Raw genomic sequence first — 12,104 nt, forward strand, 5'->3', positions numbered from 1 at the left:
TGGAACAAGTACGGATGCAAATGGACAATATTCGATAAAGGTTCCTGCCAATTCCGTTCTGGTTTTTAAAATGATAGGTTTTGTGGTGTCGGAAGAACCGGCTAACAGATCTGTTATCAATATAGTTCTTAAAGAGGAGAAAGGGGCCCTTGAAGAGGTTGTTGTTACCGCTTTTGGTAAAAAGCAGCGAAAGGAAGCTGTTGTTGGTTCTGTTACTTCTATAAGCGCTAAAGATCTAAAAATACCATCCAGTAACCTAACTACTGCACTTGCCGGAAGACTGGCAGGCGTTATCGCTTATCAACGCAGTGGCGAACCCGGAGCAGATAATGCTAATTTCTTTGTGAGGGGTGTAACTACTTTTGGCAATGGTAGTGGAAACCCACTGGTATTAATTGATAACATTGAATTAACGACTACTGATCTGGCCAGATTATCGCCTGATGATATTGAGAGTTTCTCGGTTTTAAAAGATGCCAGTGCAACCGCTTTATACGGTGCCAGAGGTGCTAATGGGGTAATTTTTGTAACGACCAAACAAGGAAAGACAGGAAAAGCCCAATTTAGCTTTCGTGCTGAAAATTCGGTTTCTGCACCCACAAAAAAATTAGAAATTGCCGATGCGATAACACATATGGAGCTTTATACCGAAGCACAGTTAACCAGAGATCCATTAGCAAAACTGATATATTCGCAGAATAAAATTGATCATACAAAGGCTGGTGATAACCCGGCCATTTATCCCTCAACAAATTGGACGGATTTGTTATTTAAAGACCGCACAACCAACCAACGTGGTAATCTAAGTGTTAAAGGTGGTGGTGACGTAGCGCAATATTATGTAGCAGGAGGCTATAATTTAGATAACGGAACTTTAAAAGTAGATGAACGAAATAATTTCAATACCAATGTAAAGTTAAGTACCTTTCAGTTGCGCTCTAATGTAAACATTCAAATTAGCCCGAAAACAGAGTTGGTTGTAAGGCTCTCTGGTTATTTTGATGAATACACCGGACCGGCTGATGGAGGTTCTGGTGTATATAAAAAGGCATTAAGAACAAGCCCAACATTATTTGCGCCATATTACGCGCCCGACGCCGCAAATGTTGCTTCTCAACATATTTTATTTGGCAACTATCGTGAAGGAAATTCGTTTTATATCAATCCTTATGCAGATTTGCTCCGTGGCTATAAAGATTATTCGCAAAGCAGAATGCTGGCTCAGGTAGAGTTAAATCAAAAACTATCGTTCATAACCGAGGGCCTTAATTTGAAAGGAATATTTAGCACCAACCGGTATTCTTATTTTGATGCGGTGAGGGCTTATGGTCCCTATTTATATAATATAGGAACTTATGATAAGCAGAGTAATACTTATGTTTTAAACTGGTTAAATGAGGATAGGACAAATGAATGGGATACGAATTATCCTCACGAAGACATCAAAGCTTTTGGAAGTAATAAAGATGCAAATACCAATCTCTACGCACAAGCAACGCTTGACTATGACAGGCTATTTAGCCAGAAGCATAACCTTGGTGCCACATTAATTTTTACCATGCAGCAAAGCCTGTTTCCGGCCGCTGAGGTACAAGCTTCACTACCACATAGAAATGTTGGCGTATCAGGAAGGGCGTCTTACGCTTACGATAACCGATATTTTGCGGAGTTTAACTTTGGTTATAATGGCTCAGAGCGATTTAGCAAAGATCAGCAGTTCGGCTTTTTTCCAACTATTGGGTTTGGATGGGTTGTTTCAAATGAGAAATTCTGGAATAATTCATTCATCAATAAACTAAAAATAAGGGGTTCGTATGGCCTTGTTGGTAACGATAAGATTGGGCGGGATGAAGACAGGTTCTTTTATTTAAGTAGTGTAAACCTAACCAATAATGGTCGGGGGGCCTCATTTGGTTTTGATAACAATCGATTTAGGCCCGGAGTTTCTATTGACAGATATCCCAACCCATCGATCACATGGGAAAAATCATATCAAAAAAATCTGGCCATTGAGTTGAGTCTTTTTAACAAAATTAACCTGGTAGGAGAGATCTATGAGAAAAAAACGACTAATATATTGCAGGCTAGAGCATCTATACCTACTACTATGGGCTTAAGTGTAACCACGCTGGCCAATGTGGGTGAGGCAAAATCAAGAGGGATAGACTTAAATCTTGATTATACTGAGAATTTTAGCGGAGATGCCTGGTTTGCAATTAAAGGCAGTTTTACATTTGCCCGGGGTGAGTATTATAAATATGAAGAGCCAGAATATAAGGAGAAGTATAAGCTTCATCCGGGGCAATCTATTTCTCAAACCTATGGCTATATAGCAGAGCGCTTATTTATAGATGAAAATGATGTGCGAAACTCTCCTAAACAAAACTTTGGTCTGTACCAGGCGGGAGATATTAAATATAGAGATGTAAATAATGATGGACAAATTACACCACTGGATCAGGTGCCTATAGGAAATCCAACTACACCTGAAATCACTTATGGTGGTGGTATTTCTGCAGGATATAAAAATTTCGATTTTTCTGTTTTTATACAAGGATTGGGCAGAGAGTCATTTTTTCTTGATCCCTGGAGAACTGCGCCTTTTGTAAATTACGACCCCGATGGATTAAACTTTGGCCGTATTGGTGAAAATGCCTTGTTAAAAGCTTATGCAGATGATCACTGGTCTGAAGAAAACAGGAATATTTATGCGCTTTGGCCAAGGCTTTCAGTAACTCCAATTGAGAATAATAACCAAACGAGCACCTGGTTTATGCGAAGTGGTAATTTTTTACGTGTAAAATCGCTTGAAGTGGGTTATACTTTGCCAAAGAAGCTTACCAACAGACTAAGGATGAGAACATTCCGGGTTTATTTTAGTGGTACAAACCTGCTCACTTTTAGTAAGTTCAAACTTTGGGATCCGGAATTGGGTGGAAATGGATTTGGTTATCCGCTCCAAAAGGTATTTAACCTGGGCTTAAACATAAACTTTTAATATTTTTAAGATGAAAAGAAATATAAACATATTTGCTACAGCTCTTATTTTATTATGCGTAGTTACAGGCTGTAAAAAATACCTTGATGTAGTACCTGATAATATTGGCACTATTGATTATGCCTTTAGAATGCGAACTGAGGCCGAAAAATATTTGTACACCTGCTACAATAATTTACCATATTTTGGAGATACAAGTTCTGATCCGGGATTTATGACCGGCGATGAGCTCGCGGCACAATATCCAAGTTCAATTTACTTTGACATTGGATTATACAGAATAGCCCGGGGCGAACAAAATATTGTAAATCCTATTGGTAATTATTGGGATGGAGACAGGGGAGGTAAACCTTATTATCAGGCTATACGGGAGTGTAATCTATTTTTGGAGAATGTAAATAAGGTACCCGATTTGTCTGATTCGGAAAGAAAAAGGTGGATTGCCGAAGTTAAATTACTAAAGGCCTATTACCATTTTTTCCTGTTCCGGATGTACGGTCCAATCCCGGTTATCCGCAAAAATTTGCCGGTTTCAGCTTCCATTGAAGAAGTAAGAATACCAAGAATGCCAGTAGATTCTGTAGTAAATTATGTGGTTAGTTTAATTGATGAAGCTGCCCCGGATCTTCCTGCTCAAATTATGAACCAAACATCCGAGTTGGGTAGACTAACAAAGCCAATTGCATTATCAATAAAAGCACAGGTATTAATCACAGCTGCCAGCCCTTTGTTTAATGGAAATCCAGGCTATGCTAATTTTAAAGATAAAACCGGCGTTCAGTTATTTAACCCAGCCTATTCTGCGGAGAAATGGAGAAAAGCTGTTGATGCATGTAAGGAGGCAATAACTGCTGCTGAATCCGCTGGAGCAGCATTATATTATTACACACCTGAATCTGGCGAAAAAGTTACCGATTCTACTAAATTAACCATGAACATCCGTGCTGCCATTTCCGATAAATGGAATTCGGAAACCATTTGGGGTGCATCAAATGCCTATGCCAGTTGGGTTCAGTCGTTATCTCAGGCAAGGATTACCTCGTCAGATCCCGATGCTATAAAAACGCCGCCGGCAGATAATGAATCTATTCGGTCTACACTATCTCCGCCAATACATATTGCAGAGATGTTTTATAGCAATAATGGTGTGCCTATTGAAGAAGATGTTAATTATGATTATGCAAACAGGTTAACTAAACTAAGAACGGTTACTGATAAAGACAGGTTTTACCTGAAAAAAGACTATGAAACTATTCAGCTAAATTTTGATAGAGAGCCAAGGTTTTATGCGGATTTAGGCTTTGATGGTGGAATTTGGTATGGGCAGGGATTGTATAACGATGCTAAAACCTGGTTTTTACAGGCAAAGGCCGGGCAATTTGGGGCTAGATTAGGTGCCGCATTATTTTCTGTTACGGGTTATTGGCCAAAAAAACTGGTAAACTATAAAAACGATTTCGGAAGTGATTCAAAAGGTTATAACACAAAAGGCTATCCATGGCCGGTCATCAGGCTTTCAGAGATGTATTTGCTTTATGCTGAAGCTTTAAATGAATTAAACGGGCCAAGCGCAGAAGCTTATAAATGGATTGATCTGGTTAGAAAAAGAGCCGGACTTAAAGGCGTGGTAGAAAGCTGGGCAAGTTTCTCTAAAAATCCGGCAAAGCCAAGTACAAAAGATGGGTTTAGGGAGATTATTCAGCGGGAGCAGATGATTGAACTGGTGTTTGAGGGTAAAAGAGTCTGGAGTATCAGGCGCTGGAAAAAGGCCGAAGAATATTTTAATAAACCCATTAGAGGCTGGGATTTAGAACAGGAGGACGCGGTTAACTATTATCGGGTAAGACAAATTGTGGCCCCTGTGTTCACTTCCAAAGATTATTTGTGGCCACTTTCAGAAAATTCGCTGGTGATTAACCCTAAGCTGGTGCAAAACCCGGGGTGGTAATTTTTATTTAAAAAGACAGTTATGAAAAAAATATTCTATTACTTACTTGTTCTGCTGGTTGTAACAGGTGTGTATGCCTGCTCCAAATCAGATTTTAACATTCAGAAACCGATTGAAAATGATGGAACGAAACCAGGTGTTGTTACTAATGTTAAGGTGCAAAATAACCCCGGAGGTGCAATTATTACTTATTCGCTACCAACTGATGCTGATTTGCAATATGTGCTTGCAGAGTATAACATCAATAGTACGACGGTAAGACAAGCCAAAACATCGCGCTTTAGTGATACCATTAGAGTAGATGGTTTTAATAAGGCAGGCACTTATGATGTCAGGTTATACGCTGTTGACAAAAGCGAAAACAGATCTGAAGTGGTGGTGGCAAAGGTAAACCCGGAAACACCGCCCTATCGGTCAATTAGAAGTACCCTTACATTGAAGGAAGATTTTGGGGGCGTGAGTATCACTTTTGCGAATCCGGGCGAGGCCAAAATCGCCGCGGTTATTATCACCAAAGATGAGAATGGAGAACTTGTTCCAATTGAAACTTTTTACACTGGAGTAAAAAATGGTGTTTTCTCTGCAAGAGGTTATGATCCGGTTCCGAGAGTATTTGGGGTTTATATAAAAGACAGGTGGAATAATAATTCGGATACGCTGTTTAAAACGGTTACTCCGTTATTTGAGGCAAAGTTGGATAAAAGCAAATTCAAACCCTATAAACTGCCTGACGATCAGCCAGCGGCATATGGTTGGGAAATGCCAAATCTGTGGGATGGGAAATTGGATGGGGATGGTTTTCACACGCTTCAAGGTGCTTTACCCCGCCCACATAGATTTACATTTGACCTTGGCGTAGTGGCTAAATTAAGCCGTTTCAAAATATTACAGCGTTTTGGTGGTTACGAATATAATCACGGTAATCCACGGTCATGGCGCATGTGGGGTACGGCTACGCTGCCCGATGCTTCCGGAAGTTGGGATGGATGGACAAAGCTAATGGACTGTGAATCGTTCAAACCATCGGGATTACCATTTGGGCAAACGACCAATGAAGATATAGCATATGCCAAGGGAACCGATGGTTTAGGTGAGGAGTTTAAGTTTCCTAGTTCAGCACCTGCTGTAAGATACATTAGAATGGAGATATTGAAAAACTGGGGCGGTACCGACTTTTTCCATGCAATAGAGATTACTTTTTGGGGAGATACACAATAAAAAATTACAGTCATGTTTAAAAAGGAGATAAGTTACATCGGTTTAATCTTGGGCATTGCAATTTTTGTATCCTGCCAAAAAGCTGATGATTATAAAAAATATCTGGTTGGCGGAGAAAAAGTCTATCCGGATGGGGTAACAAAACTTAAGGTTTCGCCCGGTAACGGAAGGATATTGCTTGCCTGGGCCAGAGGGGTTGATGCCAGAATTAAGAAGTATAGAATTATTTGGAATAATAAAACAGATTCTACTGAGTTTGACGCTACAGCATTTAAACCAGGCGATACGGTTAAACATCTTCTGGTAAATATGCCCGAAGCTAATTATACTTTTTCCATTTTCTCCATCGATGATCAGGGGCATAAATCCATCCCTGTTTTGGTGCCATCTGCAAATGTATATGGGCTTAAATACCAGGCTACCTTATTAAACCGGACCATTAAGACTGCTGTATATTCAGAAAGCGATAATGGTTTAGCCATTGTTTGGAAAAAACCAGATACGGTTAATGTTTCAACAAGTATATGGTATACAAATATGATAGGGGCGCAAAAGAAAGTTATGCTTTCTCCTAATGTGGATACTGCAAAAATAGCCGATTGGAAGATTGGAACGAAGATCTATTATCAGTCTTCTTATAAACCCAGCACAATGGCTATTGATTCGTTTTTGGTTCTTACTAAAGATTCTTTACGCCTTCAGAATCTGCCTGTTGGCAAAGCCCTTTGGAAAAAGGTTAATCTGCCGAATGATGTGGATGGAAACGCCTATGGATCCAATTTTGCCTCTATTTGGGATGGTCAGGCAGGCGGATACCCTAATATTTATCATACACAGGGGGCAGTTTGCCACATCATTTTACAATTGATCTTGGAGGGGTATATCAGTTAACACGTTTTGAAGAAATCGGCAGAACAGATTGCGCCTGTCACAACCCTGTTAAATTTGAAGTATGGGGAATTGCCGACATCACAAATGCGGCAACTACACTTCCTGGAAATGATAGTGGATGGAAGGCCGAATCTATTGCAAAAGGATGGACACTTCTTAAAGAAGTGGAAAGATCAGATGATGGAACAGCTCCATTTAAAGTAAATCTTCTGGATGGGATTCCTCCTGTAAGATATATTAGAATCCGGGTTACAAAAACACTTGATAATAGTGTAGAAAGCCATATGAGCGAAATCTCCTTTTGGTATAATCCTTAATTAACTGAATTATGCTTACTCACACAATTTAAAAATATGATACGAAGACTATTATTATTGTTGCTGCTTGCATCCTTAACTACAGCGTCGGTTACCGCTCAAAAAAGGATTGGTAATGAAACCCCGGAACAAAAAGAAAAAAGAATGGAATGGTGGACACAAGACCGTTTCGGTATGTTTATTCATTGGGGGCTGTATGCCCAGCCCGCAAGGCACGAATGGGTAAAACATAATGAGCGCATTACTTCAGCTAATTATCAAAAGTATTTTGACAATTTCAATCCTGATGAGTTTGACCCGAAAAAATGGGCGAAAGAAGCAAAAGCTGCAGGAATGAAGTATGCGGTACTGACAACTAAACACCATGAAGGGTTTTGTTTGTTTGACTCCCAATATACCGATTATAAAGCCACTAAAACAGCAGCCAGGCGTGATCTTGTTAGAGAGTTTGTAAATGCATTTCGTGCAGAGGGGATCAAAGTTGGGTTTTATTACTCCCTGATCGACTGGCATCATCCTGATTTCACAATAGATGCCCTGCATCCACAACGTCTTGATGGTGAGAACGCGGATTATACTGCGGTAAATAAAGGAAAAGACTGGAACAAGTATAAGCAGTATATGCACAACCAAATAAAGGAACTGCTTACTAAATATGGTAAAATCGATATACTTTGGCTTGATTTTTCCTACCCCGGCAAAAACGGTAAAGGAAAGGATGATTGGGGCAGTGTCGAATTGTTAAAGATGATCCGTAAACTGCAACCTGGAATCATAGTAGACCACCGTCTTAATCTTGATGAATATACAGATGGAGAGGATTTTGTAACACCAGAACAAGTAAGCCCTAAAGAACTGGCGCAGTTCCGGGGTAAAACATGGGAAACCTGTCAAACTTTTTCAGGTTCATGGGGTTATTTCCGTGATGAAAATACCTGGAAAACACATCGTCAATTACTTGACCTGCTCATTACTTCTGTAGCCAATGGAGGAAATCTGATTCTCAATGTTGGTCCAACTGCCCGTGGTGAATTTGATTACAGGGCAACCAATGCGCTCGATAGTATGTCGTACTGGATGCATGGAAATAGTAAGGCAATATACAACTGTACTTATGCACCTTTAGACTTTAAAGTTCCGGAAAATACTAAACTAACCTATAATCCGAAAACAAAACATTTATATGTGCATTTGTTTGATTATCCGGCAGATGGTAAACTGATCCTCCCGGCTTATCAGGGTAAATTTAAATACGCACAGTTTTTAAATGACAGTTCAGAATTGATGTATAAGCAGGCTGCAAATGGAACTGATGTGGAATTAACATTGCCGAAAAATAAGCCAAAGTATGAGATACCTGTTGTTGAATTAATACTTCAGTAAATATTGTGCATGAAAAAAATTATAATCTTCCTGTGTATAGCCTCTATTTCATTAAGAGGCTATACACAGGAATTTAGAGGCTTAAAAGAATTGATTGGCAGAAGAGTTCCCTGGCTGTTATCTTCGGTTTCTTTTAGTGTCATTTCTGATGAGGGTGGAAAAGATGTTTTTGAACTCTCGGGCCGAACAAACGGGATACATATTGCTGCTTCCACTCCAAGTGCCGCTGCTATGGGCGTTAATTGGTATTTAAAATATTACTGCCATCGAAGCATGTCCCATATGGGAGATAATTTATCACCTGTAGCTCATTTACCCAAAATAAAAGGTTCAATAAGAATCGTCTCGCCGTATAAATACAGGTATGCCTTAAACTATTGTACGCTCAATTATACAATGAGTTTTTATAAATGGAAAGACTGGGAGCGCGAACTGGATTGGATGGCTTTAAATGGATTTAATTTAGTCCTGGCACCGGTTGGCACGGAACTGATATGGCAGAATACTTTAAAGCAAATGGGCTTTACTGAAAAGGAAACTGCTGATTTTATACCGGGACCGGCATTCACTGGTTGGTGGCTCATGGGCAATTTAGAAGGTTGGGGAGGTGTGATGTCTCCAACCATGATCCATCAGCAGGCAGCCTTGGGAAAGAAAATTATTGAAAGAATGGGGTTAATGGGCATAGAGCCGGTAATGCAAGGGTTCTACGGTATGGTACCAACTACATTGCAATATAAATTTCCAGATGCCAGAATAAAAAAACAAGGAAAATGGGCAGGCAACTTCACCAGACCAGATGTTTTATTGCCAGATGACGAGCTTTTTACGAAAATGGCGAATATTTATTATCAGGAAACCAGGAGGTTATATGGTAAAAATATCAGGTATTTCGGAGGAGATCTGTTTCATGAAGGTGGTTCAAGCGAAGGCGTTGATCTGACGAAGACAGCCGGGCTGATTCAGCAAAATATGCAACAGAATTTTCCGGGTAGTACCTGGGTATTTCAAGCCTGGGGGAGTAATCCATCTAAAGAATTGTTAAAAGGCCTGGATAAGAATCATACCTTAGTGATTGAATTGGTTGGGGAACATCCTGCTCAATGGAAAAAAAGGGAAGGCTTCGAAGGAACGCCATTTGTATTGAGTCCGGTTAGTAATTTTGGTGAAAAGGTAGGTTTGTTTGGCCGGCTGGAATATTTCAACGCGGTGGTTAATGCTGCGAAAAATAGTCCATACAATCAGCTGTTTACTGGTATTGGTATTATGCCTGAAGGTATTAACAATAACCCTGTTGTATTCGATCTTTTGTCAGATCTCGGCTGGCAAAAAGATAGTCTGGTGGTAAAGGACTGGATTAAAAATTATGTTTGGTATCGCTATGGTTATACCAATGATGAGTTGAGACTTGCCTGGCAATTGCTATTACAGACGGTCTATAGCAGTCCTGTCGTCCATCCGGACGGACCGCCCGAGTCTATTTTTTGCGCGCGGCCGGGTCTGGATCTGAAATCGGCATCTACTTATGGTTCCTCAAAGCTATACTATGATACTGCTTTATTTAATAAAGCGGTAGTGATGTTTAAGAAAGCCGCATTAAGCACTCCAGAATTAAATAAGGTAGAGACTTATAGAACTGATAAAGTCGATTTTATGAGACAGGTTAATGCAAATGAGGGACAGCGGATTTATCAGCAAATGATATCCGCCATAAAAACAAAGGATTTGCAAAGATTCAGAAGCTCATATGCCCGGTTTGAAAAGGCTTTGTTAAAGCAAGAGGCTTTGTTAAACAGTAATCAGAAGTTTACTTTATCCCGCTGGCTACAACAAGCCTATGATTTTGGAAGTACCGCAGCGGATAAAAAAATGGCTGTTCGTAATGCAAAAATTCAAATTAGTTACTGGGGCCCAGATAATAATCCCGGTACCGATTTGCATGAATATGCAAATAAAGAGTGGGGAGGGATGTTAGCTTCTTTGTATTTGCAAAGATGGCGGAAATTTGCCAATGATGTGGTTAGGAAAATGAAAGGCGAGGTTACCTATCCTATTGATTATTACAGTATGGAATTAGATTGGTCAAATAAATCATAAGAAATGGAAAAGATACCCACACTCAAAGATATCGCTAAACGGTTAAATATCGATCCATCCACTGTATCCCGGGCACTCCGGGGGCATCCGAGTATAGGTCTTGTTACCACTATGAGGGTCAATAAAATAGCGAAAGAATTAAACTATCAGCCAAACCAGAATGCGGTATTCCTCAAGCAGGGAAAAACCTTTACTATAGGTGTTGTTTTACCCGATATTGCAGAAAATTTTTATTGCTCAACTCTGCGTGAAATAGAGCTTTATACCTTTAGCAAGAATTACAATATAATTTTCGGCCAGTCATTTGAAGAGCCAGACCGGGAAAAACAGATTGTAGAAAACATGAAAAACCTTCGGGTTGACGGTATTCTGATTGCTGTTACCAAATATACAGAAGATCAGGAGCAGTTTGATCAACTCAGAAAATATAATATTCCTGTTGTCACTTTGGGCAACCGGAATGGGAAACAACATGAATCGGCTTTAGCTATTGAGCACTTGTTTTCGATGTTAGAATTTCAATAACCGCCCCGTCCGACTTGGAAAGGCAGCATTCAGCTGTGGATTTAGAAAGTTGAAAAAAAATGAAGATCACATTCACCCTTTTTTAGGGTTCGAATGCCTTGATTAACATAAACAACAACCACAACTAATCCTAACTGACCAACAATGAAACCAAGTTTAAAGATTACATTCCTTTTGGGGGGAATGATTTGCTCCTGTTCCATGTTATCGGCGCAAAACAAGTTAAAAGTATCGGCCAATCTTCCAACCCTTCCTGAAGGGAAAAAAGTTTATTTGATTGACATTGTTACCAGAGTAACAGATTCAACCATCATTAAGGACCACAAATTTGAACTGAGCGCTAAAACTGATTCCAGTAGTTTTTATATCGTTCAGGTTGGACCAGAGTTTAGTAAAGAACTAGGTTTTTATATGCATATGGGCCCCGGTGAGGTGAACGTTTCTGGAAATGCAAAACGCCTTAGTGATGCAACCTTCAGTGGAAGCGAGTTTGTTGGCAGATGGGGGGAAATGATCAGCTATATGGAGAAATCATGTGGCATGAGTATGGATGAAGCACAAGACCTGGCTGTACAAATGGAAAAGGCCAAAAACATCGGTGATGCAGAAGCGTCTCAAAACCTTCAGAAAAAATATGTGGATTATATTGAGAAAGGAAAAATAGCTGCAAAGGACTGGTTGAAAAAATATCCGAATGATCCGGTTTCTGTATATGTGATCAATGGAT

The 12,104-nt window shown here is 39.8% G+C and carries 9 protein-coding genes; all 9 read left to right on the forward strand.

Annotated features, from left to right (window positions below):
* On the forward strand, positions 1-2,998 hold a 2,998-nt coding region (locus tag VNZ46_RS24895), incomplete at its 5' end, for a TonB-dependent receptor (RefSeq protein ID WP_325563660.1).
* Positions 2,999-3,008: 10 nt separating this feature from the next.
* On the forward strand, positions 3,009-4,946 hold the full coding sequence (locus VNZ46_RS24900) for a RagB/SusD family nutrient uptake outer membrane protein (RefSeq protein ID WP_325563662.1): 1,938 nt from the start codon (positions 3,009-3,011) through the stop codon (positions 4,944-4,946).
* A gap of 21 nt (positions 4,947-4,967) precedes the next feature.
* A complete protein-coding gene (locus VNZ46_RS24905; RefSeq protein WP_325563664.1) occupies positions 4,968-6,164 on the forward strand; it encodes a DUF5000 domain-containing lipoprotein in 1,197 nt (398 codons plus the stop codon).
* Between the two features lie 12 nt (positions 6,165-6,176).
* Positions 6,177-7,055, forward strand: coding sequence for a DUF4998 domain-containing protein (locus VNZ46_RS24910; RefSeq protein WP_325563666.1), 879 nt, complete (start codon positions 6,177-6,179; stop codon positions 7,053-7,055).
* A complete protein-coding gene (locus tag VNZ46_RS24915) occupies positions 7,010-7,372 on the forward strand; it encodes a DUF5000 domain-containing lipoprotein (RefSeq protein ID WP_325563668.1) in 363 nt (120 codons plus the stop codon). The genes VNZ46_RS24910 and VNZ46_RS24915 overlap by 46 nt, the downstream gene beginning before the upstream one ends.
* 36 nt (positions 7,373-7,408) lie before the next feature.
* Complete coding sequence (locus VNZ46_RS24920; protein WP_325563670.1) at positions 7,409-8,755, forward strand: alpha-L-fucosidase; 1,347 nt, start codon at positions 7,409-7,411, stop codon at positions 8,753-8,755.
* A 9-nt stretch (positions 8,756-8,764) separates the two neighbouring features.
* Entirely contained in the window at positions 8,765-10,852 is a 2,088-nt protein-coding gene (locus VNZ46_RS24925; protein ID WP_325563672.1) for an alpha-N-acetylglucosaminidase, read from the forward strand.
* Positions 10,853-10,855: 3 nt separating this feature from the next.
* The gene (locus tag VNZ46_RS24930) at positions 10,856-11,377 is read left to right on the forward strand and encodes a LacI family DNA-binding transcriptional regulator (RefSeq protein ID WP_325563674.1); all 522 of its coding nucleotides are present in this window, start codon (positions 10,856-10,858) and stop codon (positions 11,375-11,377) included.
* Between the two features lie 144 nt (positions 11,378-11,521).
* A partial coding sequence (locus tag VNZ46_RS24935; protein ID WP_325563676.1) for a DUF4369 domain-containing protein occupies positions 11,522-12,104 on the forward strand: 583 nt, incomplete at its 3' end.

It is taken from the genome of Pedobacter sp., from assembly GCF_035566355.1.
Taxonomy (GTDB): Bacteria; Bacteroidota; Bacteroidia; order Sphingobacteriales; family Sphingobacteriaceae; genus Pedobacter.